Genomic DNA, 20,619 nt, shown 5'->3' on the forward strand with positions numbered 1-20,619 from the left:
TTCCTACAGCGACGGCGGGGCGACTTCGACGGGGGCGAGGGATGCCGGCGGGCCGGCCGCGCGCGGCTGGAAGCCCTCGAACACCCCGTACGCGACGATGCGCTCGGCCAGCGAGTGCAGGGGCGAGCACGCGGTGAGGGTGATGTAGCGCTCGCCCGTCTGCTGCGCCGGCATCTGCGGCACGTCGTCGAGCACGTCCACGCGGGTGGGCTTGACGTACTCGAGGGTGCGGAACCGGTACGTGTACCATCCCTCGGCGGTCTCCACGACGATGGCGTCGCCCACGCGCAGCTTGTCGAGCTTGTTGAACGGACGGCCCCAGGTGGTGCGGTGGCCGGCCAGCGAGAAGTTGCCGACCTCGCCCGGCATCTTCGACTGCGTGTACAGGCCGATGCCGATGTGGTCCAGGGTGCCGGAGCGGGTGGTGCCGCCGGCGATGTTGACGTTGTAGTCGGCGCCGAAGCGGGGGATGTGCATGTTGGCGAAGATCTGCGCGTTCGCCGGATGCGGCAGGACGGGCGGGTCGTACCAGACGGTGCCGTCGACGGGGTCCGTCGTGGGGGTCGCAGAGGGGAGCGGTGCGGGCTTCTGCTGCGCCCACTTCTGCGACAGCGCGACGCCCTTGTCGTTGTTCTGCGCGCCGATGATGATGTCGCCGATCCACAGCTGCCACGACACGAACAGCAGCACGATGACTCCGGCCGTGAGCAGCAGCTCGCCGATGACGCTCGTGATGGTCGCCTTCGATCGCGGACGCGCGCGGCGAGCGCGCGGACTCCGATCGGCGGCCTGCATGAGTGGAAGTCTATTCGTCCCGGCTAGACTGATCCCCATGGCACGATCTCGCGTACCCGAAGAGCCCGTCGACCGTCCGGAGACGGCGGGCGATGCGCCCAACGCCGTCTGGTTCAAGCCCCTCATGGTGACCCTCATGCTGCTGGGCCTGGCCTGGATCCTCGTGTACTACATCTCCCGCTCGGTGTACCCGATCCCCGGCCTCAGCGGCTGGAACCTCGGCATCGGCCTCGGCATCGCCCTCGCCGGCTTCCTCATGACCACCCGCTGGCGCTGACCGGCACCCCAAGACTCCGAAAAGGCCCCTCGCGAAGCGAGGGGCCTTTTCCCATACCCCCCGCCCTGATAACAAGTGGGGTCACCCCCGCACGCAGTCGAGGGCTTCGGGATGTTCCCGGAATGAGCATCGGGGAGGGACCCGCGAAGCGGGAGGGGTCACCCGTTCTGCGAATGAAGGGAACATCCCGAAGCCCGCCCCCTTCAGGCATCCGAACCCCAGAACCATGACGTTTCCCCAGAGTTATCCACAGCCCTTATCCACAGGTGGGGAGAATTACACCCGTGTTATTCACACGGGGGGATAACCCTGTTAACAACCGTTGATCAGCCTTAAGCGAGGATCCACTGCCCGGCGACGGCCAGTCCGAGCACCAGGATCGTCAGCACCGAGAGAAGCACGATCTGCCAGGTGCGCTGATCCCGGCGCTTCGTGCGGACGTAGATCAGGGCGACGAGAGCCCCGACGATGAGGCCGCCGAGGTGGGCCTGCCAGGCGATGCCGGTGACGATGAACCCGTAGGCGAAGTTGATGCCCAGCACCACCAGGATGCCGGTGACGTTCGCCCCGATGTGCCGGCCGATGATGAGCAGCGCGGCCATCATGCCGAAAAGTGCTCCGGACGCGCCCACCGTGGAGGTGCCGGGTGCCAGCAGGGCGACGGCCACGGAGCCGCCCAGGCCGCTGATGAGGTACATCGCCAGGAATCGGCCGCGGCCCAGCATCGGCTCGAGGATCTGGCCCAGCATCCACAGCGCGAGCATGTTCAGCCCGAGGTGCAGCAGACCGCCGTGCACGAAGACGGTGGTGAGCAGCCGCCACGGTTCGAAAGGGAAGCCCGACAGGTCGGGGTAGAGGTAGACCGCGTTGAACAGCAGTGCCTGGGTGATCGCGTTGCCGAGTCCCGGGATCAGCTGCAGCAGTCCGATGGCCGTGGTGATGGCCAGCAGCACGTAGGTGACCATGGGCCTGCCGCTGCGGCCCGCCATCGCGACGGGTCCGCGGCCCCAGGCGCGACGCGCCCTGCGCTGCGCGGGGGACTCCGCCTTGCGCTGCTCCTTCATGCACTCGGGGCAGATCACCCCGACGGGGCCCTGCGTCTGGCACTCGGGGCAGATCGTGCGCATGCAGCGCTGGCAGAGCACGAAGCTCTGCCGATCCGGATGCCGGTAGCAGAAGTTGTCTCGATTGCTCGTGAACTCTGGGGTCGTCATCCGGATCGGCTCGCGCTCTCAGGCCGCGACGATGTCGATCGACTGCAGCACGACGTCCTCGAGCGGACGGTCCTGGGCGCCGGTGCGGACGGCGGAGATGGCGTCGACGACCTTCTTGGAGGCGTCGTCGGCGACGGCGCCGAAGATGGTGTGCTTGCCCTGCAGCCACGGCGTCGGGTCGGTGGTGATGAAGAACTGCGAGCCGTTGGTGCCCTCGGCCTTGCCGGTGATGGCGTTGCGGCGCAGGCCGGCGTTCGCCATGGCGAGGATGTAGGGCTCGTTGAAGTTCAGCTCCATGTTGATCTCGTCGTCGAAGTTGTAGCCGGGGCCGCCGACGCCCTGTCCGAGCGGGTCGCCGCCCTGGATCATGAAGTTCGGGATGATGCGGTGGAAGATGACGTCCTTGTACAGCGGGCCCTCGCCGGGCTTGCCGGTGGCGGGGTGCGTCCAGGACTTGCTGCCGTCGGCCAGGCCGACGAAATTGGCGACGGTGTTCGGAGCGTGGTCGCCGAACAGGTTGACGACGATGTCGCCGTGGTTGGTGTGCAGGGTTGCGACGTGAGAAGCGTGAGGCATGGTCACATTCTCGCAGAGCGCGTCTGTGTGCGCGCGTATAGTCGCAGATCAGGAGGGTGTGCGCCAGATCCCTGCCCGCATACAGCCTCGTCTGACAAGATGTAGGAACCTACGGACTCCGACCGACGGGAGAGCAACGTGAATCTCAGCCGCAAGCGCAAGAAGGAGCTGCGCAAGCTTCAGGACGATGCGGGTCAGTTGTGGGAGGCTCAGCAGGTGCTGGTCGGCCACGCAGCCGACATCGCACGCGAGGCCGGTCGCCAGCTCGGCAACTTCAACCGCGAGCAGGTCGTGCCCGTCGTCCAGGACACCTACAGCCGCCGTGTGGCTCCGACGGTCGACCGCGGTCTGAAGATGGGGAGGAAGGTCGTCGACCAGCGCGTCGTCCCGATGGTGGGCGGCGTCGTGGGCAGCGCCCTGTCGGCCTGGGATGTCGCCAACGCCAAGCGCCGCAGCGTGCTGGGCGTTCCTGCCCCCGCAGTCGCGCAGAAGAAGGGTCCCGGCCTGGGATCCGTCATCGCGCTCGTGCTGGGTGCTGCCGCGGCGATCGGCGTGGTCGTCGCCGCCTGGCAGGCGCTGCGCGCGGATGACGAGCTGTGGGTCGCGGACGACCCGCTGTCCACCCCCAACACCTGAGCATGTCCGCGGTTCCTGACCGCGACGCCGGTCTCGAGCGGGTGCGCTCGGCGGCATCCGCTCGAGACCTCGACATCGAGATCCGTGAGCGTCCGGCCGCGAACAGCCTGCAGGAGGCCGCTGCTCTGCTGGGCCTGCAGCCGTCCGACATCGTGAAGACCCTGGTGGTCAAGAGGTCCGATGACACCTACCTGTTCGCGCTGGTGCCCGGCGGCAGGTCGATCTCGTGGCCCAAGCTGCGCGCGATCGTGGGCGTCAACAAGCTGCGCCTGCCCGAGCCCGAGCTCGCACTGGCCGCGACCGGCTACGAGCGCGGCACGATCGTTCCCATCGGCAGCACCACCGACTGGCCGGTGTACGCCGACGAGACCATCGTCGGCCGGCGCGTGGCCATGGGTGCGGGCGCGCACGGTTACAGCCTGTTCGTCGACGCCGACGATCTGATCCGCGCCTACGGCGCCACGGTCGCCGACATCACCTCTCCCGAGCAGCCGCGCGTCTGAGCCCGGCGGGCGGCGCGGCCCGAGATCAGAGGATGCCCGCCATTCGCAGGGCGATGTCGACGAGCTTCACGCGCTGCAGCTTCGCGACCTCGGGCAGGGTGAACCATGCCGCCATGTCGGTGGAGCCGTTGGTCTCGAAGCGCAACCTGCCGCCGGTGATGTCGGCTCGGTAGACGATGCGCAGCGTGTGCAGCGGCGACTCGGCCTTGTGCACGCGCCGTGAGCCGGGGATGACGCGGGAGTGGATGCCCAGCAGTGCTGTCGTCTCGATGTGGAACCCGGTCTCCTCGCGCAGCTCTCGCCGCACGGCCAGCTCGGGGGACTCGCCCTCCTCGAGGCCGCCGCCCGGCATGGTCCAGGCCACGCGTCTGCCCTCGGTCCAGCGGGCCAGCAGGATGCGGTCGTGCTCGTCGGTGACGACGGCGTAGGCGGCGACGCGCAGGTCCATGCACTCACAGTAGCGCTACACACCGGTCAGGAATCGAGAAGCGGCGGCCGCCCCGCCTTCGTAGCGTGGGAGGTGACACAAGGAGGCCGACATGGCGACAACCGACAAGACAGTGGTGTTCTCGGACGAGGAGCGCGCGGCGATGAAGGCCGCGTCGACCGAACGGCGCAGGACCCGATCGAAGGGGAAGAAGGATCCGGAGGAGCTCCGCCGCGAGGGCGAGGCCGAGGTGCGGGCGAAGCTGGCCGAGATGCCCGACGACGATCGCGCACTGGGTGAGGCGCTGCACGCGCTGGTCGCCGACGTCGCGCCGCATCTGGTGCCGCGCACGTACTACGGGATGCCGGCGTATGCGAACGAGGCCGGCAAGGTCGTGTGCTTCTACAAGCCGCGCTCCAAGTTCAAGGTGCGCTACTCGACGTTCGAGTTCGATCAGGCCGCGCACCTCGACGACGGCGCTGTCTGGCCTGTCGCGTACGCGGTGACGGCGCTCGGTGACGAGCAGCTGGCGTTCCTCGGCGAGCGGGTCCGTCTCGCAGCATCCTGATCCGCGCTCGCACGCGCGGGGTCGCACGCATGGGGTCTCGCGCGTAGCGTTGATCCCGTGAGTGCGCTTCCCTTCCCCGCATCCGTGTACGCAGCCCGTCTTGCGCGGGCGGGTGAGCTGGCGTCCGCCGCAGGGCTGGATGCCGTGATCGTCGGCCCCGGACCCGACCTGCGCTATCTGCTGGGAGTGGAGGGCGACACCATCGAGCGGCTGACGGCGCTGGTGCTGGTTCCCGGAGCGGATGCCGTGATCGTCGTCCCGCGGATGGAGCTGGCGAAAGTGCGCGACATCGCCGCGGGAGAGCTGGGCGTGCGCATCGCGGACTGGGTGGACGGCGAGGATCCGTACGCCCTGGTGCTGCAGGCGCTGCCGTCGGCGGCGACCAGGGTGGCCGTGTCGGATGCGCTGCCGGCCCTGCACGTGATCCCGATCGGCGAACGGACAGGCGTGCGCCTGGAGCTGGCGACGCCGGTGCTGCGCGAGGCGCGGATGGTGAAGGATACCGCCGAAGCGACCGAACTGGCCAGGGCGGGAGCGGCCATCGACGCCGTGCACCGCCGGGTGCCGGAGTGGCTGCGCGCCGGGCGCACCGAGCGCGAGGTGGCGGCCGACATCGCGGCGGCCATCGTCGAGGAGGGCCACGAGACCGTGGAGTTCGTGATCGTCGGCTCGGGCCCGAACGGCGCCGACCCGCACCACGAGGTCTCCGATCGCGTGATCCAGGACGGCGACGTGGTGGTGGTCGACATCGGCGGTGCGGTGCCCAGCGGCTACAACTCCGACAGCACGCGCACGTACGCGGTGGGTTCTCCGACCGACGAGCAGGCCGAGCGCATCGCCGTGCTGGTGCGTGCGCAGCAGGCGGCGGTGGATGCCGTGCGGCCCGGGGTCACGGCATCCGAGGTCGACGCCGCGGCACGCACCGTGCTGTCGGATGCCGGGCTCGGCGACGCGTTCCTGCACCGCACCGGCCACGGCATCGGGGTGTCGGTGCACGAGGAGCCGTACATCGCGCCCGGCAACGACCTTCCGCTGCATGAGGGCATGGCGTTCAGCATCGAGCCGGGCATCTACTTCCCGGGGGAGTGGGGCGCGCGCATCGAGGACATCGTCGTGGTGACGGCCGACGGATGCCGCAGGCTGAATGTCGCCCCGCACGAGCTGCGCTCGGTGGGCTGAGCGGCGATCAGCGGACGATGGCCGTCACGGATGCCAGGCGCTGCAGCACCTCGTGACCGATCGACCCGAGCAGGAACCTGCGCACCGCACCGCGTCCACGACTGCCGACGACGGTCAGGCGTGCCTCCGACGCGAGCTCGTTGATCACCTGGGAGGGATATCCCTGCGCGACCGCTTCGATGATCTCGATGCCCGGATACCGGCTGTGCAGTCCTGCGAGGGACAGCGCGAGGGCCTCATGAGCTGCCTGCTCCATGCCTTCGCGGTAGTCCTCGAGGTCGACCATCAGCGCATGACGCGGAGCGGTGATCGGCGTCCATACGATCACGGCGGTCAGCGGCTCGCCCAGGCGGTCGGCCTCGGCCGCCGCGAACGCGATCGCGGCCTCGGAGACGGGGGAGCCGTCCACGCCCACCACCACGCCGTGACGGTCGTCGCCCAGATCGAAGTCCGGCACGACCACCACCGGGCACTCCGCGGCGGCGGCGATGCGGATGCCATGCGATCCGCGCGCCGGTCCCTCGCCAGGGCCGCGGTAGTCGCTGCCGATGACCAGCAGGGCGGCATCCTTCGACGCCTCGACGAGAACTCCTGCCGGGTCGCCCATCGCGACGCGGGTGGTGACCGGGAGGTTCGGCACGCGGATGCTGCCGGCAGCCTCGGCGAGGATCCGCTCGGTGGTCTCCAGCGCCGTCTGGATGACGATGCCCTCGCCGACCATGCCGACAGCGCCGCCGACGACGCTGAGCAGCTCGATGGACTGCCCGCGTGTCTGGGCGCGGGACACCGCCCAGTCGATCACTCGGCGGCTCTCCTGCGCGTCGATCACACCGACGACGATCTTCTCCGACATCTCCGGCTCCCATCTGTGCGGGGGCCTTCCACTCTATTGACTCCGTCGGGCTCCCGCTCGGAAGTCGGCCGTGGATATCCGGCTCAGACCCCCATCGCGTCGAGCGCGGCCTGCAGCCGCGCCACGGTGCCGTCGACGTCGCCGAGCTTGTCCAGGCCGAACAGGCCCATCCGGAACGTGGAGAACCCCTCGGGTTCGTCGCAGTGCAGCGGCACGCCGGCGGCGATCTGCAGGCCGGCGGCTTTGAAGGCCGCTCCCGTGCGAAGGCCGTCATCGGTGGTGTGCGCGACCACCACGCTGGGCGCAGCATAGGCGGATGCCGCGACAGACGGCAGCCCGCGGTCGGCGAGCAGTGCGCGCACGCGGGTGCCGAGGTCGATCTGCGCCTGGCGCAGGCTGTCCAGACCGCGGTCGCGGGTCTCGATCATCTGCGTGAGATTGGCCGCGATGGAGTCGGTGGGCATGGTGGCGTGGTAGCCGGACCTCCCGTCGCGATAGCCGTCGGAGATGGCCAGCCAGCGGTTCAGGTCGAGGGCGAAGCTGGTCGGGGTGCCGGCGGCCACGGCATCCCGTCCCTTCTGGCTGAGCATGACGAAGCCGACCGCCGGCGTGCCCGACCAGCCCTTCTGCGGGGCGCTCAGCAGCACGTCCACGTCGAGGGCGGCCATGTCGACCCACATCGCGCCGGAGGCGATGCAGTCCAGCACCAGCACGCCGCCCACCTCGTGCACGGCGTCTGCGAGGGCGCGCACGTAGTCGTCGGGGAGCAGGATGCCGGCGGCGGTCTCCACGTGCGGGGCGAACACCACGTCGGGGCGGCCCGAGCGGATGGCGGCCGTGACCTCCTCGATGGGCGCGGGACTCCAGGCGGCCTGCGGGTCGTCGCTGTCGGGGCGAGCCTGGCATACCGTCGTGGCGGATGCGATGGAGCCCTGCTCGAGGATCTGCGACCAGCGATACGAGAAGAGCCCATTGCGCACGACGAGCGCCTTCTTGCCGGTGGCCAGGTGCCGGGCGACGGACTCCATCGCGTAGCTGCCGCCGCCGTTGACGATGGCCCCGCTGTCGGCGCCGTAGGTCTCACGCAGGATGGCGAGCGTCTGCTGCATGATGCCGACGAACCGTGCCGACATGTGGTTGAGCGAGCGGTCGGTGAAGACCACCGAGTACTCCAGCAGTCCGTCGGGGTCGATGTCGTCGTGGGGAAGGCTCATGCCTCGATGGTGGCACCGCGGTGGGTTTTCGGTAAGCCGCTTCCACGAAGCGGAATCGCGTGCAGGCGGATCGCGGTGCGTCAGTGCCTGAGATCAAGCCCACCGGCGCCCGGACGGAAACTGTCGGGTACCGGGCTCGCCGACCTGCGGTTTCCGTCTCGTCGATCGAGAACTCGAACCGCTCTCGGTCCTGCAGGCGATCTACCATGCAGTCAGGAGCACTCATGAAGCCCGGATCGGATGCCGGTGGGCACGCCTCTTCGCAGCGCGGACGCGCCCTGCGCTGGCCGGTCGTGTGCTGGTTGATCGTCCTGGTGCTGATCGGGATCGTGCAGGTCGTGCGCGAGGACGTGTTCGACACCGTCGCCTTCGGTGTGGCCATCGTGCTGGTCATCGCCAGCATCCTGCTGCCGCAGCGCGCGGACCGAGGCGTGCACACGAGCGTGATCGCCATCACCGCCACAGCGCTGGCCGTGGCTGTCGCACTGCTGCCAAGGCACAGTCCCGGGATGGTGGCGGCCGTGCTGGTGACCGGGGTGGTCGCGCTGATCTCGGGATGGGCGGGCACGGCATCCGCCGTCCATCGCTGGACGCCGGGACTGCACCGGCTGGCGGTGGCGTGGGCGGTGATCCTGGTGGTCGGATGCCTGTGGGAGCTGGCCCAGTTCATCGTCGGACGCCTCGCACCCACGCAGCCGAGTTTCGCGCTCAGCGACCTGGTCGACCCGCTGCTGGATGTGCCGCTGGGCAAGGCCGTGTTCGCCATGGCCTGGCTGGCGTGCGGGGTGTTCCTGGTGCTGCGGGGGAGGGGGACGCGATGATCGTCAGCACCGCATTCTTCCTGCTGTGCGCGGCGGCGCTGGTGCTGGCTTCCTGGCGCATCCACCTGAGCGACCCTGAGGCCACTGTCACCGCACTGTTCGACCGGCTGCTGACCGACCGCTCCGTGCGCCTCGCCGTGCTCGTGGTGTGGTGGTGGCTGGGCTGGCACTTCCTCGCGGGGCAGACCCTGTGAGCGGTCGTTCCGCCACTCAGTGCTGCGGGAAGATGCGCCGCGCGCCGGAGCCGCCTTCGGCGAGAGCATCGTCGGGGTTGTAGATGGCGCACTGGCGCATCGAGAGGCATCCGCATCCCACGCACATCGCCAGGCCGTTGCGCACCTGCTCGAGCTCGGCGATACGACGATCGAGCCGGGGACGCCATTCGCGGGCGAGCCGCGCCCAGTCGCGCTTGGTCGGGGCGTGCTCGGCGGGGAACTGCGCGAACGCGTCCTTGATCTCGGCGAGCGAGAGGCCCACATGCTGGGCGGCCTGGATCACGGCTATGCGACGCAGCACGGAGCGCGCGAAGCGCCGCTGATTGCCGGTCGTGCGCGTGCTGGTGAGCAGTCCCTGCTGCTCGTAGTGGCGGATCGCCGACGTCGCGACACCCGCGCGGTCCGCGAAATCGCCGATCGTGAGCTCGTCATTCAGCACGACACGAGTCTGCATCGCAGGAAGGCTTGACTTCAAGCGCACTTGAAGTCGGATGCTGTTCTCATGACCATGATGGAGCTTCCTCCTCACCTCGTTCAGTGCGCGACCTGCGGTGTCGAGCGGTCCACGGACGGCCTGCCCGACGTCTGTCCGATCTGCGCCGATGAACGGCAGTACGTCCCTCTGACCGGGCAGCGGTGGGTGGACCCGGCCGACTTCACCGGTCGGATCGAGTTGACTGAGCGAGAGCCCGGGCTCTGGGGTCTCGATGTGGTGGACGGCACCGGAATCGGCCAGCAGGCCAAGCTGATCGTGACCGACGGCGGCAACGTGCTGTTCGACGTTCCGGCCGCGATCACCGACGCGGCCGTGGATGCCGTGCGCCGGCTGGGCGACGTGCGGGGGATCATCGCATCGCATCCGCACATGTATGGACTTCAGTCGGTGTGGTCGCACGCGCTCGGCGGCGCCCCGGTCTACGTGTCCGCGGCGGATCGTTCCTGGCTCGGCTACGAACCCGCCCAACTGCGCGTGTGGGAGAACGTGGTGGAGATCGTCCCCGACGTCGTCGCCTCGCAGCCGGGAGGGCACTTCCCGGGCAGCGTCGTGGTGCACTGGCCCGGGCAGGACGGGGCGGGCGTGGTGCTGGCCGGCGACACCCTGTTCGTGAACCCCGACCTCCAGACCGTGGCGTTCATGCGCTCGTACCCGAACCACCTGCCACTGTCGGGCGACGTCGCCGAGCGGGTCGCCGCACACGTCGGCCGCTACGAGTTCGACCGCCTGTACGGAAACTTCCGGCATCGGCTGGCCAGCGATGCGCGCGAGAAGATGTTCGCGTCGGCACGAAGGCACGCGGCCTGGGTGCGCGGCGACTTCGACCACCTCACGGGGCCGGGCTGAGCTGCGGCCAGAGACCGCAGGCCGTCAGTCGCCGATCCCGGTGACCTGCGCGTTGTACTCCAGCGCCACCGCGATCCAGCCCGCCAGCTGCTCGTCGTCCAGCTCGCCGGCATCCACGGTGATCCACCCCGGTCCCATCTCGCGGCCGGGACCCATCACGGCCTGAGCCGCACCGGGGCGCTGCACGAGTTCGTCGTGCCGTTCGGCCGCGACCCGCACCAGCAGGTCGCCGTGCTTCTGCGCGCCGACGATCATCTTGTCGTTCACCATGAAGCAGCGCCCGCCGAACATCGACACCTCGCGTTGCACCGGCTGGGCGGCGATCAGCACGCGGATGCGCTCGGGGAGCTGCTCCTGAGAGGGCGTCATTCCGGAAGGATACGACTGCGGCGCAGAAACGAGAAGCCTCAGCATGTGCCGGGGCCCTGACTGTGGAGCCTAGGAGTCCCCGTCGCTCTCCACCCGCCGCTTCGCGTCGCGCGGAGCCTCTGCTCCGTGGGCCCGCGAACTTCCGTCGCGCTGCGCGCGACGAGTTCGAATCACTCAGCCTGATAGACGAGAAGCGCCGACCCTTCGGGCCGGCGCTTCTCGTCTGTGGAGCCTAGGAGATTCGAACTCCTGACATCCGCCTTGCAAAGGCGGCGCTCTACCAACTGAGCTAAGGCCCCGAACGGCGCGGACACCGCAGGAGTTCCGCGAACGGAGTGGGGCTACCAGGACTTGAACCTGGGACCTCTTCATTATCAGTGAAGCGCTCTAACCGCCTGAGCTATAGCCCCGTCAACCTCCAAGACTTTACCGGATCTCAGGGGTGAAAAGCGAATCGGCCGACCACCGCCCGCATGCCGGGCGTGGCGCGCCGGAGTGGGCGGGGCCGAAGCCCCGCCCACCGGGTCACCCCTCGCGCAGTGTCACGCTGCCTGCGGATGCCGAGACCTTCACGACGTGCCCGCTCCCCGGCCGCTCGGTCAGCCGGCTGTCCAGCGATCCGAAGGACACGTCCTGCCGCACGTCGTACTCCGCCCGCGGCAGCGTCACCTCCGCCGCGCCGGCCGACGTCTCGATGTCGACCTGGTCCGGCACGGTCGTCAGCGTCGAGGTCAGGCGCCCGGCGCTGACTGAATAGTCCACGGTCTGCACACCGCTCAGGTCGAGCTGAGCGCGGCCGGCGTTCACCTCGGCATCCACAGTCTTGGCGGTTCCCGCGACGGTGAGCGCTCCGGCGTTCACATCCAGGCCGAGCTCGGCGAAGTCGCCGTCCACCGACAGGGATCCGGCATCCAGGCTGAGATCGGCGTCGATGCCGCGCAGCGAGTCCGGCAGCAGCAGCGTGGCACGCTGGTCATCGCCTGTCCAGAACGGATGGAACCCCCAGAAATCATTCCTCGGGCTGCGGACCTTCAGCTCGTCACCATCGCGATTCACCGACCATCCGGTGGTCGAGCCCTGCTCGATGCTCAGCTCGGCCTTCTCGACCTCGGAGCTGAACTCCACGGTCATGTCGGCGACGCCGACCTCGAGGTCCAGCGAAGACACCCCCTGCACGTCGGCCTGCAGGCCGCCGCCCGAGCTCGCCACCTGTCGCGCCCCGGCGAACGCCGCCGTCCCGCCGGCGCCCAGCAGCGTCACTCCGCCGACCACCGCCAGAACCACCGTGAGCGCTCCGACGCTCTTCTTCGTGCTGCTCATCGCAGACCTCCCTGAGTCTCGTGTCCGGCATCCGCAGATCCCGTGCTCTCGATGTGGGCGAGTGCCGCCAGCACCCGCCGATTGCCGTCCTCGGGCTCCAGCCCGAGCTTCTGGAAGATGGCTGTGATGTGCTTCTCGACACTGGCCTCGCTGAGGAACAGCAGCTCGGCGATCGTGCTGTTCTGCTTCCCCTCCGCGATGAGCGCGAGCACCGTGCGCTCGCGCTCGGTCAGGCGCAGCATCCGCTCGTCCCTGTTGCGGCGGGTCAGCAGCTGCGCGACCACCTCGGGGTCGAGCACGGTCGCACCAGCCTCGATGCGCCGGACCGACTCGATGAACTCGGCGACGTCCGCCACCCGGTCCTTCAGCAGGTAGCCGAGCGCTCCGCCCTGAGTCGATCCGCTCTGGGCGGCGATCAGGTCGCTCGCGTAGCGCTCCTCGACGTACTGGGAGAGCACGAGCAGCGGGAGGGACGGATGCGCGGCGCGGATCTCCAGGGCCGCGCGGATGCCCTCGTCGGTGAACGTCGGTGGCAGCCGCACGTCCAGGATGCACAGCTCGGGATCCTTCTCGACCACGGCGTCCGTGAGTCCGTGAGTGTCCGGGAGGGCGGCGATCACCTCGTGACCGGCATCCTCCAGCAGGCGCACCAGGCCCTCGCGCAGCAGCACGGAGTCCTCGCAGATCAGGATGCGCATGGCACCATCACCTCCAGGCTGGTCGGACCGCCGGCGGGGCTGTCCAGGCGGAACGTGCCGCCGGCGGCGAGGATGCGGTTGGTGATGCCGTCCAGGCCGCCGCCGGGCTGCACCTGCGCACCGCCCATGCCGTTGTCCTCGACGCGCGCCCACAGGCCGCCGTCTCGCGGGCGCACCACGATGCGGCACTCGCTGGCCCGGGAGTGCTTGGCCGCGTTGGTCAGCGACTCCGCGATGGCGAAGTACACGGCGGCCTCGGCATCCCGGCATCCGCTGCCCGCGCCCGTCACGCCGGGCTCGATGCGCACGTCCAATTGCACGGGGATGTGCGACCGGCCCGCCAGCGCCGAGAGCGCGGCGTCCAGACCGCGGTCGTCCAGCACGGAGGTGTGGATGCCGCGCGCCAGCTGCCGCAGTTCGGTGATGGCCGCCTTGGTGGAGGTGTGCGCCTCGTCGATCAGGGCCTTCGCCGCCACCGGGTCGGTGTCGATCTTCTGCTGCGCGAGCCCCAGTGTCATGCCCACCGAGACCAGTCGCGGCTGGACGCCGTCGTGCAGGTCGCGTTCGATGCGGGTGCGCTCGAGGTCGGCGGCGCGGACGGCGCCCTCACGCTGCGCGGAGGTGGTGCGCACCTGCTCGCTCAGCTGAGCGGCGCGGTCGGGGATGACCAGGCTGCGGCTGAGCGTGCGGTGCAGCAGCGCCAGTCCCACGATGCCGGCCAGCGAGGCGAGCACGCCCAGGATGCCGACGAGCGGAGCCCACTCGGTGGCGATGCTGAAGCCCCAGGGGCCGTCCACACCGTCGGTGCTGCCGGTCAGCGGTGCGAAGGCGGTGAAGCCCGACCACACCGCACCCCAGGCCAGGCGCAGCACGATCGTGCCGGCGATCGAGGCCAGGACCAGATTCAGGATGACCTTCCACATGCGTCCGTCGATGCTCTGCCGTGCGACGTTGCGCACCCAGCCCCAGAATCCGGGGCGCGTGCGCGGCCGCCACTGCAGATCCGGGAGGTCCTGCGCGTACAGGTCGCCGACCCGGCGCACCTCGAACCACGCCACGCCGTAGAGGGCGTAGACGAGCCCGAGCAGCACGAACACGCCGGCGCCGAAGACGAACAGCATGCCCAGCCCCACGCCGAGGGTCGCCGAGAGGATGCCCAGCACGGCGGATCCGATCACGCCGAGGGCTGCGAGTTCAAGGATGGTCAGGAGGATGCGCAGCGGCGGCCGCTCGGCATCCGCCGACCGTCCTGCGGCGGGGGCCGCTGTCGGCGGCACCAGGGGAGTCGGATTCGTGGTCATGGCTAATACGCTACGGTGGCGCGGTTCTGCGCAACACGGGGCCAGCCCTCCAGCTGGATTCGGGTTTTCCCTAAACTGTCACCATGACGGATGCCCATGACGACGAGCCGCACGGGGCCGGCCTGAGCCAGCGACTGAACTGGCTGCGGGCGGGCGTGCTCGGCGCGAACGACGGCATCGTCTCGGTGGCGTCCCTGGTAGTCGGCGTGGCCGGCGCCACCACCGACAACGCGGCGCTGCTGGTCGCGGGGCTGGCGGGTCTGGTCGGCGGCGCGATCTCGATGGCTCTGGGCGAGTACGTGTCGGTGAGCAGCCAGCGCGACACCGAGCAGGCGCTGATCCACAAGGAGCGCGAAGAACTGCGCACCATGCCGGACGAGGAGCTCGAGGAACTCGTCGACCTGTACCGCGCGCGCGGACTCAGCGAGCGGACCGCCCGCCAGGTGGCCGTCGAGCTCACCGAGCACGACGCCCTGGCCGCCCACCTGGAGGTGGAGCTGGGGATCGATCAGAACGACCTGGTCAATCCCTGGCACGCCGCGATCTCGTCGGCCATCTCGTTCACCATCGGCGCGCTGCTGCCCCTGCTGGCCATCCTGCTGCCACCGCCCTCGCTGCGCGTGCCCATCACGTTCCTGGCCGTACTGGTCGCACTCTGGCTGACGGGCTTCATCTCCGCGAAGATCGGCGGCGCGAACCCGATCCGGGCATCCCTCCGCCTCGTGCTCGGCGGAGCGCTCGCCCTGGTGGCCACCTGGCTGATCGGCACCCTGCTCGGCACCACCGGGATGGTCTGAACTCTTCTCCACTTCACGCTCGTCGCGCCGACGCTTCGACAGGCTCAGCGACCCAGCTGAGGAAACCCGCACGAGGAGGGTGCGGAGGTGTTCTCGGAGTGAGCATCGGGGAGGAGCGAAGCGGAGGGGTCCCCCGTTCTGCGAACGAAGAGAACATCTCCGCGCCCGGACAGCACAGACGAATATGCCCCTCCCGAATCCGAAAGGGGCATACTCCTCAGAGGAATCAGTTCGACATGAACCCGACGAGCAGCCCCCCGGTCACCTTCACCGCCATGTTGTAGATTCCGGCGACCACGGCGCCCAGCACGGTGAACACGATGAGGTTCAGGATTGAGACCACGGCGCCGAACGCCATCACCTGGGGCAGCCCGATGAGGCTCTTCAGGTCGATGGATCCGTCGGTGACCGAGTCCAGGATCGAGCTGGTCTGCGCCAGCACGCCGGTGGCGTCGAGCACCAGGAACACCAGGAAGAACGACACCATCGTGACGATCGCCAGCGCCACCGCCCCCAGGAAGGAGAGCTTGACCGCGGACCAGAAGTCGACGTAGACCAGACGCAGGCGCACCTGCTTGCCACCGCTGCGGCGGGTGGACTTCTTCGCCAGCTTGTCTGCGACTGTGCTCATTGCTCAGCTCTCTTCGGGGTCAGGCTTCGGGGGTCTCAGCATCGGGGGTCTGGGCCTGTGAGGTCTCGGCACCCGCCTCTTCGTCCTCATCCATTCCGCGCTCGCTGTTGCGGGCGACGGCGAGAATGCGATCCTTGCCGGTCATGCGTGCGAACACGACTCCCATGGTGTCGCGGCCCTTGGAGGGCACCTCGGCCACGGCAGAGCGTACCACCTTGCCGCTGGACAGAACCACCAAGACCTCGTCGTCCTCGGAGACGATCAGACCGCCCGCGAGAACGCCTCGTTCGTCGCTCAGCTTGGCCACCTTGATGCCGGTTCCGCCGCGCTTCTGCACCTTGTACTCGTCCACGCTGGTGCGCTTGGCGTAGCCGCCGTCGGTCACGGTGAACACGTACGCATCCTCGGCGACGACGGATGCCGAGAGCAGGCTGTCCTCGTCGTCCTTGAACTTCATGCCCCGCACACCCTCGGTCGCGCGGCCCATCGGACGCAGCGCGTCGTCGGTCGCGTGGAAGCGCACTGACATGCCCTTGGCGCTGATGAGCAGGATGTCCTCGTCGGCGTTGACCAGCTTGGCGCTGACCAGCTCGTCGCCCTCGCGCATGCGGATGGCGATGACGCCGCCCTGACGGTTGGTGTCGTAGTCGGCCAGGCGGGTCTTCTTGACCAGGCCGCCCTGCGTGGCGAGCACCAGGTAGTCCTTGGCCTCGTAGTCGCTGATCGCCAGGACCTGCGCGATCTTCTCCTCGGGCTGCAGCGCCAGCAGGTTGGCGACGTGCTGGCCCTTGGCGTCGCGCCCGGCCTCGGGCACCTCGTACGTCTTGGTGCGGTACACGCGGCCCTTGTCCGTGAAGAACAGCAGCCAGTGGTGCGTGGTGGTCACGAAGAAGTGCTCCACCAGGTCGTCGGCGCGCAGCTGCGCACCCTTCACGCCCTTGCCGCCGCGGTGCTGCGAGCGGTAGTTGTCGCTGCGCGTGCGCTTGATGTAGCCCTCGCGGGTGATGGTGACCACCATCTCCTCGACGGGGATGAGGTCCTCCATGGACATGTCGCCGTCGAAGCCGTGCAGGATGTGCGTGCGACGCTCATCGCCGAACTTGTCGACGATCTCGGTGAGCTCGTTGCGCACGATCTCGCGCTGGCGGGCTTCGGTGGCGATGATGTCCTTGTAGTCGGCGATCTTCGCCTCGAGCTCGGTGGCCTCGTCGATGATCTTCTGGCGCTCCAGGGCTGCCAGGCGACGCAGCTGCAGCAGCAGGATGGCGTCGGCCTGTGCGTCGTCGATGCCGAGCAGGCCCTTCAGCCCCTCGCGCGCGTCGTCGGCACTGGGGGAGCGGCGGATGAGCGCGATGACCTCGTCCAGGGCATCCAGCGCCTTCAGCAGACCGCGCAGGATGTGCATCCGCTCCTCGGCCTTGCGCAGCCGGAAGGCGGTGCGACGCACGATGACATCCAACTGGTGGTTGAGCCAGTGCATGATGAAGCCGTCGAGCGCCAGCGTGCGCGGCACACCGTCGACGATGGCCAGCATGTTCGCGCCGAAGTTCTCCTGCAGCTGGGTGTGCTTGTACAGGTTGTTCAGCACGACCTTGGCGACGGCGTCGCGCTTGAGCACGATGACCAGGCGCTGGCCGGTGCGGTCGGAGGACTCGTCGCGGATGTCGGCGATGCCGTTGATGCGGCCGTCGCGTGCCAGTTCGCCGATCTTGACGGCGAGGTTGTCGGGGTTGACCTGGTACGGCAGCTCGGTGATGACCAGGCAGGTGCGGCCCTGGATCTCCTCGACGTCGACCACCGCGCGCATCTTGATGGAGCCGCGGCCGGTGCGGTACGCCTCCTGGATGCCCTTGGTGCCGAGGATCTGCGCGCCGGTCGGGAAGTCAGGACCCGGGATGCGCGCGATCAGGCCGTCGAGCAGCTCCTCGCGGGGAAGGCCGCGGTTCTCCAGCGCCCACAGCGCCGCGGCCGAGACCTCGCGCAGGTTGTGCGGCGGGATGTTGGTGGCCATGCCGACCGCGATGCCGATGGAGCCGTTGACCAGCAGGTTCGGGAAGCGCGACGGCAGGACGTCGGGCTCCTCGGTGCGGCCGTCGTAGTTCGGCGAGAAGTCGACGGTCTCCTCTTCGATGTCGCGCACCATCTCCAGCGCGAGCGGGGCCATCTTCGTCTCGGTGTACCGGGGGGCCGCGGCGCCCATGTTTCCGGGGGACCCGAAGTTGCCCTGGCCCAGCGCCAGCGGGTAGCGCAGCGACCACGGCTGCACGAGGCGCACGAGGGTGTCGTAGATGGCCGAGTCACCGTGCGGGTGGTACTGACCCATGACCTCGCCGACCACGCGGGCGCACTTGGAGAACGACTTGTCGGGGCGGAAGCCGCCGTCGTACATGCCGTAGATCACGCGGCGGTGCACGGGCTTGAGGCCGTCGCGCACGTCGGGCAGCGCGCGCCCGACGATGACCGCCATGGCGTAGTCGAGGTACGACTTCTGCATCTCGGTCTGCAGGTCCACCTGCTCAATGCGGCCGTGGTCGTGTGCCGGCTCGGGGCGTTCTTCGTCAGTCATGTTCGCTTCTTCTCAGCTTTCGGATGCTGGTACTGCCGGACTCCGGAGCCTTCTCTTCGCTCGCAGAGCGGGGGCCCCGGCGCTGGCGCGCCACCCCGATGCTCGCTCCGAGAAGGTTCCTCCGTCCTACGTGCTTGTGCTGTTGTACGTGCTTGTGCTGTTGTTGCCCGACCCGATGGTGTGGGTGGGGAGGGGGGTCAGATGTCGAGGAAGCGGACGTCCTTGGCGTTGCGCTGGATGAAGGTGCGCCGCGACTCGACGTCCTCGCCCATCAGCACGCTGAAGATCTCATCCGCCGCGGCGGCGTCGTCGATGGTGACCTGCTTGAGGGTGCGGGTGGAGTGATCCATCGTGGTCTCCCACAGCTCCTTCGGGTTCATCTCACCGAGACCCTTGTAGCGCTGGATGCCGGCATCCTTCGGCAGGCGCTTGCCGTTCTCGCTGCCGTACTTCAGCAGCGCATCGCGCTCCTCGTCGCTGAACACGTACTCGTGCGGCGAGTTGGTCCACTTCAGACGGTACAGCGGCGGCATGGCGAGGTACACGAAACCGGCCTCGATGAGCCCGCGCATGTAGCGGAACAGCAGAGTCAGCAGCAGCGTCGCGATGTGCTGGCCGTCGACATCGGCATCCGCCATCAGCACGATCTTGTGGTACCGAGCCTTGTCGATGTCGAAGTCCTCGCCGATGCCCGTGCCGAAGGCCTGGATCATCGCCTGGACCTCCTTGTTGGCCAGGGCCTTGTCGAGGCGCGCGCGCTCGACGTTGAGGATCTTGCCGCGCAGCGCCAGGATCGCCTGCGTGTGCGGGTCGCGACCCTGCACGGCCGAGCCGCCTGCCGAGTCCCCCTCGACGAGGAAGATCTCGCTGATCGACGGGTCCTTGCTGGTGCAGTCCTTCAGCTTGTCGGGCATGGCGGCCGACTCGAAGACGCTCTTGCGGCGGGCGGTCTCGCGCGCCTTGCGGGCGGCGATGCGGGCGTTGGCCGCGTCGATCGACTTGCGGATGATGTTCTTGGCCTGCGTGGGGTTGCGGTCCAGCCAGTCGCCGAGCTGATCGTTCACGATCTTCTGCACGAAGGTCTTGGCCTCGGTGTTGCCGAGCTTGGTCTTGGTCTGCCCCTCGAACTGCGGCTCGCTGAGCTTGACCGAGATGACCGCGGTCAGGCCCTCGCGCACATCGTCGCCGGAGAGGTTGTCGTCCTTCTCCTTGAGGATGTTGTTGGCCCGGGCGTAGCGGTTGATGAGACCCGTCAGCGCTGCGCGGAAGCCCTCCTCGTGCGTGCCGCCCTCGTGCGTGTTGATCGTGTTCGCATAGGTGAACACGTTCTCCGTGTACGAGGTGGTCCACTGCATCGCCACCTCGAGCGAGATGTGGCGCTCGGTGTCCTCCGACTCGAAGTCGATGATCTCCTCGTTGACCACCTCGGCCTTGCGGGCCTTGTTGAGGTACTCGACGTAGTCGACCAGACCGCGCTCGTACAGGAAGACGTTCGACGGCTGCTTGCTGACCGTGGTGCCGTCCTCGGTGTCCACCTCGTAGGCGGAGGACGGGCGCTCGTCGTGCAGCGCGATGCGCAGCCCCTTGTTCAGGAACGCCATCTGCTGGAAGCGGGTGCGCAGCGTCTCGTAGTCGAACTCGACGCCCTCGGTGAAGATCTCGGGGTCCGGCCAGAACGTGATGACGGTTCCGGTGCCCTCGGTGGCCTCGCCCTTGATGAGCTTCTGCTGCGGCACGCCGCCGTTCGCGAAGCTGTGGCGCCAGACGTGGCCCTTGCGCTTGATCTCCACGTCGAAGCGGGTGGACAGCGCATTCACCACCGACGAGCCGACGCCGTGCAGACCGCCTGAGACCGCGTATCCGCCGCCGCCGAACTTTCCGCCGGCGTGCAGGATGGTCAGCACCACCTCGACCGTGGACTTGGTGGGGTCGGACTTGTGCGGATCGACCGGGATGCCGCGGCCGTTGTCGTCGACGCGGATGCCGCCATCGGCGAGGATCGTGACCTCGATGTTGTCGGCGTAGCCGGCCAGCGCCTCGTCGACGGAGTTGTCGACGATCTCATACACCAGGTGGTGCAGGCCGCGCGGGCCCGTCGAGCCGATGTACATACCGGGGCGCTTGCGGACGGCCTCGAGTCCCTCCAGGATCTGGATCGCATCGGCGCCGTAGTCGTTGGTGACTTTCGCGGATTCGTGGCTCGGCGCATCCTCGGAGACGGAGTCCCCTCCGCCCTGGGTCGCTGAGCTTGTCGAAGCGTCGTTGTCGTCGGCAGGGATTTCAGGCGTCAAAATGTTCTCCACATCGAAGGTACCCG

23 protein-coding genes and 2 tRNA genes are annotated in these 20,619 nt (G+C 68.6%); 9 read left to right on the plus strand and 16 right to left on the minus strand.

The window, feature by feature from the left end:
- Positions 1–3: 3 nt before the first annotated feature.
- Complete coding sequence (locus Q0568_RS06360; protein WP_298864002.1) at positions 4–795, minus strand: class E sortase; 792 nt, start codon at positions 793–795, stop codon at positions 4–6.
- Positions 796–832: 37 nt separating this feature from the next.
- Here Q0568_RS06360 and Q0568_RS06365 point away from each other — a divergent pair, with 37 nt between their 5' ends.
- Positions 833–1,072, plus strand: coding sequence for a cell division protein CrgA (locus Q0568_RS06365; RefSeq protein WP_298864005.1), 240 nt, complete (start codon positions 833–835; stop codon positions 1,070–1,072).
- A gap of 332 nt (positions 1,073–1,404) precedes the next feature.
- Here the strand turns inward: Q0568_RS06365 and Q0568_RS06370 are convergent, their stop codons facing one another.
- Positions 1,405–2,286: a rhomboid family intramembrane serine protease gene (locus Q0568_RS06370; RefSeq protein ID WP_298864008.1), complete on the minus strand. Its 882-nt coding sequence runs from the start codon at positions 2,284–2,286 to the stop codon at positions 1,405–1,407.
- A gap of 18 nt (positions 2,287–2,304) precedes the next feature.
- On the minus strand, positions 2,305–2,862 hold the full coding sequence (locus Q0568_RS06375; protein WP_298864011.1) for a peptidylprolyl isomerase: 558 nt from the start codon (positions 2,860–2,862) through the stop codon (positions 2,305–2,307).
- Positions 2,863–3,000: 138 nt separating this feature from the next.
- Here Q0568_RS06375 and Q0568_RS06380 point away from each other — a divergent pair, with 138 nt between their 5' ends.
- Both Q0568_RS06380 and Q0568_RS06385 read left to right on the plus strand, forming a co-directional pair.
- Complete coding sequence (locus Q0568_RS06380) at positions 3,001–3,498, plus strand: DNA helicase (protein WP_298864014.1); 498 nt, start codon at positions 3,001–3,003, stop codon at positions 3,496–3,498.
- Between the two features lie 2 nt (positions 3,499–3,500).
- Positions 3,501–4,001 carry an aminoacyl-tRNA deacylase gene (locus tag Q0568_RS06385; protein ID WP_298864017.1) on the plus strand — a complete coding sequence of 167 codons (501 nt, stop codon included), beginning with the start codon at positions 3,501–3,503 and terminating at the stop codon, positions 3,999–4,001.
- Between the two features lie 25 nt (positions 4,002–4,026).
- Here the strand turns inward: Q0568_RS06385 and Q0568_RS06390 are convergent, their stop codons facing one another.
- Positions 4,027–4,449, minus strand: coding sequence for an NUDIX domain-containing protein (locus tag Q0568_RS06390; RefSeq protein ID WP_298864020.1), 423 nt, complete (start codon positions 4,447–4,449; stop codon positions 4,027–4,029).
- Positions 4,450–4,540: 91 nt separating this feature from the next.
- Here Q0568_RS06390 and Q0568_RS06395 point away from each other — a divergent pair, with 91 nt between their 5' ends.
- On the plus strand, positions 4,541–4,996 hold the full coding sequence (locus Q0568_RS06395) for a hypothetical protein (protein ID WP_298864023.1): 456 nt from the start codon (positions 4,541–4,543) through the stop codon (positions 4,994–4,996).
- A gap of 57 nt (positions 4,997–5,053) precedes the next feature.
- Positions 5,054–6,175, plus strand: a complete 1,122-nt coding sequence (locus tag Q0568_RS06400; RefSeq protein WP_298864025.1) for a Xaa-Pro peptidase family protein — start codon at positions 5,054–5,056, stop codon at positions 6,173–6,175.
- 7 nt (positions 6,176–6,182) lie between these two features.
- On the opposite strand, the gene Q0568_RS06405 is transcribed toward Q0568_RS06400, so the two are convergent.
- Both Q0568_RS06405 and Q0568_RS06410 read right to left on the minus strand, forming a co-directional pair.
- A complete protein-coding gene (locus Q0568_RS06405) occupies positions 6,183–7,028 on the minus strand; it encodes a universal stress protein (RefSeq protein ID WP_298864028.1) in 846 nt (281 codons plus the stop codon).
- 83 nt (positions 7,029–7,111) lie between these two features.
- Positions 7,112–8,242 carry an aminotransferase class V-fold PLP-dependent enzyme gene (locus tag Q0568_RS06410; protein WP_298864031.1) on the minus strand — a complete coding sequence of 377 codons (1,131 nt, stop codon included), beginning with the start codon at positions 8,240–8,242 and terminating at the stop codon, positions 7,112–7,114.
- A 224-nt stretch (positions 8,243–8,466) separates the two neighbouring features.
- Between Q0568_RS06410 and Q0568_RS06415 the strand changes: the two genes are divergently transcribed.
- Both Q0568_RS06415 and Q0568_RS06420 read left to right on the plus strand, forming a co-directional pair.
- Positions 8,467–9,063, plus strand: a complete 597-nt coding sequence (locus Q0568_RS06415; RefSeq protein ID WP_298864034.1) for a hypothetical protein — start codon at positions 8,467–8,469, stop codon at positions 9,061–9,063.
- Positions 9,060–9,257: a DUF6186 family protein gene (locus tag Q0568_RS06420; RefSeq protein WP_298864037.1), complete on the plus strand. Its 198-nt coding sequence runs from the start codon at positions 9,060–9,062 to the stop codon at positions 9,255–9,257. The genes Q0568_RS06415 and Q0568_RS06420 overlap by 4 nt, the downstream gene beginning before the upstream one ends.
- 16 nt (positions 9,258–9,273) lie before the next feature.
- Here the strand turns inward: Q0568_RS06420 and soxR are convergent, their stop codons facing one another.
- The gene (gene soxR, locus Q0568_RS06425; protein WP_298864040.1) at positions 9,274–9,732 is read right to left on the minus strand and encodes a redox-sensitive transcriptional activator SoxR; all 459 of its coding nucleotides are present in this window, start codon (positions 9,730–9,732) and stop codon (positions 9,274–9,276) included.
- Positions 9,733–9,780: 48 nt separating this feature from the next.
- Between soxR and Q0568_RS06430 the strand changes: the two genes are divergently transcribed.
- On the plus strand, positions 9,781–10,620 hold the full coding sequence (locus Q0568_RS06430; RefSeq protein WP_298864043.1) for a hydrolase: 840 nt from the start codon (positions 9,781–9,783) through the stop codon (positions 10,618–10,620).
- A 24-nt stretch (positions 10,621–10,644) separates the two neighbouring features.
- Here Q0568_RS06430 and Q0568_RS06435 read toward each other — a convergent pair whose 3' ends face one another.
- The 6 genes from Q0568_RS06435 to Q0568_RS06460 all read right to left on the minus strand — a co-directional run bounded on the left by Q0568_RS06435 (position 10,645) and on the right by Q0568_RS06460 (position 14,308).
- Positions 10,645–10,989 carry a TfoX/Sxy family protein gene (locus Q0568_RS06435; protein ID WP_298864046.1) on the minus strand — a complete coding sequence of 115 codons (345 nt, stop codon included), beginning with the start codon at positions 10,987–10,989 and terminating at the stop codon, positions 10,645–10,647.
- Positions 10,990–11,215: 226 nt separating this feature from the next.
- Positions 11,216–11,288: transfer RNA gene (locus tag Q0568_RS06440), tRNA-Ala, on the minus strand.
- Positions 11,289–11,325: 37 nt separating this feature from the next.
- A tRNA-Ile gene (locus Q0568_RS06445) sits at positions 11,326–11,399 on the minus strand.
- 115 nt (positions 11,400–11,514) lie between these two features.
- Positions 11,515–12,309 carry a hypothetical protein gene (locus Q0568_RS06450; protein ID WP_298864049.1) on the minus strand — a complete coding sequence of 265 codons (795 nt, stop codon included), beginning with the start codon at positions 12,307–12,309 and terminating at the stop codon, positions 11,515–11,517.
- Complete coding sequence (locus tag Q0568_RS06455) at positions 12,306–13,007, minus strand: response regulator transcription factor (RefSeq protein WP_298864051.1); 702 nt, start codon at positions 13,005–13,007, stop codon at positions 12,306–12,308. Before Q0568_RS06455 ends, Q0568_RS06450 begins: the two co-directional genes overlap by 4 nt.
- On the minus strand, positions 12,995–14,308 hold the full coding sequence (locus tag Q0568_RS06460) for a histidine kinase (RefSeq protein ID WP_298864054.1): 1,314 nt from the start codon (positions 14,306–14,308) through the stop codon (positions 12,995–12,997). Before Q0568_RS06460 ends, Q0568_RS06455 begins: the two co-directional genes overlap by 13 nt.
- Before the next feature lie 83 nt (positions 14,309–14,391).
- Between Q0568_RS06460 and Q0568_RS06465 the strand changes: the two genes are divergently transcribed.
- Entirely contained in the window at positions 14,392–15,105 is a 714-nt protein-coding gene (locus tag Q0568_RS06465) for a VIT family protein (RefSeq protein ID WP_298864057.1), read from the plus strand.
- 226 nt (positions 15,106–15,331) lie between these two features.
- Here the strand turns inward: Q0568_RS06465 and Q0568_RS06470 are convergent, their stop codons facing one another.
- From Q0568_RS06470 to gyrB, 3 genes are all read right to left on the minus strand, one after another.
- On the minus strand, positions 15,332–15,736 hold the full coding sequence (locus tag Q0568_RS06470; protein ID WP_298864060.1) for a DUF3566 domain-containing protein: 405 nt from the start codon (positions 15,734–15,736) through the stop codon (positions 15,332–15,334).
- A 19-nt stretch (positions 15,737–15,755) separates the two neighbouring features.
- On the minus strand, positions 15,756–18,302 hold the full coding sequence (gene gyrA / locus Q0568_RS06475; RefSeq protein WP_298864063.1) for a DNA gyrase subunit A: 2,547 nt from the start codon (positions 18,300–18,302) through the stop codon (positions 15,756–15,758).
- A gap of 197 nt (positions 18,303–18,499) precedes the next feature.
- A complete protein-coding gene (gene gyrB / locus Q0568_RS06480) occupies positions 18,500–20,593 on the minus strand; it encodes a DNA topoisomerase (ATP-hydrolyzing) subunit B (RefSeq protein WP_298864068.1) in 2,094 nt (697 codons plus the stop codon).
- Positions 20,594–20,619: the final 26 nt, after the last annotated feature.

Source organism: uncultured Microbacterium sp., assembly GCF_937927635.1.
Classification (GTDB): Bacteria; Actinomycetota; Actinomycetes; order Actinomycetales; family Microbacteriaceae; genus Microbacterium.

What these genes read in the sequence shown, in the direction of transcription:
- Q0568_RS06360 (WP_298864002.1), bottom strand. Translation starts at nt 795, where the DNA reads ATGCAGGCCGCCGATCGGAGTCCGCGCGCTCGCCGCGCGCGTCCGCGA.
- Q0568_RS06365 (WP_298864005.1), top strand. Translation starts at nt 833, where the DNA reads ATGGCACGATCTCGCGTACCCGAAGAGCCCGTCGACCGTCCGGAGACG.
- Q0568_RS06370 (WP_298864008.1), bottom strand. Translation starts at nt 2,286, where the DNA reads ATGACGACCCCAGAGTTCACGAGCAATCGAGACAACTTCTGCTACCGG.
- Q0568_RS06375 (WP_298864011.1), bottom strand. Translation starts at nt 2,862, where the DNA reads ATGCCTCACGCTTCTCACGTCGCAACCCTGCACACCAACCACGGCGAC.
- Q0568_RS06385 (WP_298864017.1), top strand. Translation starts at nt 3,501, where the DNA reads ATGTCCGCGGTTCCTGACCGCGACGCCGGTCTCGAGCGGGTGCGCTCG.
- Q0568_RS06390 (WP_298864020.1), bottom strand. Translation starts at nt 4,449, where the DNA reads ATGGACCTGCGCGTCGCCGCCTACGCCGTCGTCACCGACGAGCACGAC.
- Q0568_RS06395 (WP_298864023.1), top strand. Translation starts at nt 4,541, where the DNA reads ATGGCGACAACCGACAAGACAGTGGTGTTCTCGGACGAGGAGCGCGCG.
- Q0568_RS06405 (WP_298864028.1), bottom strand. Translation starts at nt 7,028, where the DNA reads ATGTCGGAGAAGATCGTCGTCGGTGTGATCGACGCGCAGGAGAGCCGC.
- Q0568_RS06410 (WP_298864031.1), bottom strand. Translation starts at nt 8,242, where the DNA reads ATGAGCCTTCCCCACGACGACATCGACCCCGACGGACTGCTGGAGTAC.
- Q0568_RS06415 (WP_298864034.1), top strand. Translation starts at nt 8,467, where the DNA reads ATGAAGCCCGGATCGGATGCCGGTGGGCACGCCTCTTCGCAGCGCGGA.
- Q0568_RS06420 (WP_298864037.1), top strand. Translation starts at nt 9,060, where the DNA reads ATGATCGTCAGCACCGCATTCTTCCTGCTGTGCGCGGCGGCGCTGGTG.
- soxR (WP_298864040.1), bottom strand. Translation starts at nt 9,732, where the DNA reads ATGCAGACTCGTGTCGTGCTGAATGACGAGCTCACGATCGGCGATTTC.
- Q0568_RS06430 (WP_298864043.1), top strand. Translation starts at nt 9,781, where the DNA reads ATGACCATGATGGAGCTTCCTCCTCACCTCGTTCAGTGCGCGACCTGC.
- Q0568_RS06435 (WP_298864046.1), bottom strand. Translation starts at nt 10,989, where the DNA reads ATGACGCCCTCTCAGGAGCAGCTCCCCGAGCGCATCCGCGTGCTGATC.
- Q0568_RS06450 (WP_298864049.1), bottom strand. Translation starts at nt 12,309, where the DNA reads ATGAGCAGCACGAAGAAGAGCGTCGGAGCGCTCACGGTGGTTCTGGCG.
- Q0568_RS06455 (WP_298864051.1), bottom strand. Translation starts at nt 13,007, where the DNA reads ATGCGCATCCTGATCTGCGAGGACTCCGTGCTGCTGCGCGAGGGCCTG.
- Q0568_RS06460 (WP_298864054.1), bottom strand. Translation starts at nt 14,308, where the DNA reads ATGACCACGAATCCGACTCCCCTGGTGCCGCCGACAGCGGCCCCCGCC.
- Q0568_RS06465 (WP_298864057.1), top strand. Translation starts at nt 14,392, where the DNA reads ATGACGGATGCCCATGACGACGAGCCGCACGGGGCCGGCCTGAGCCAG.
- Q0568_RS06470 (WP_298864060.1), bottom strand. Translation starts at nt 15,736, where the DNA reads ATGAGCACAGTCGCAGACAAGCTGGCGAAGAAGTCCACCCGCCGCAGC.
- gyrA (WP_298864063.1), bottom strand. Translation starts at nt 18,302, where the DNA reads ATGACTGACGAAGAACGCCCCGAGCCGGCACACGACCACGGCCGCATT.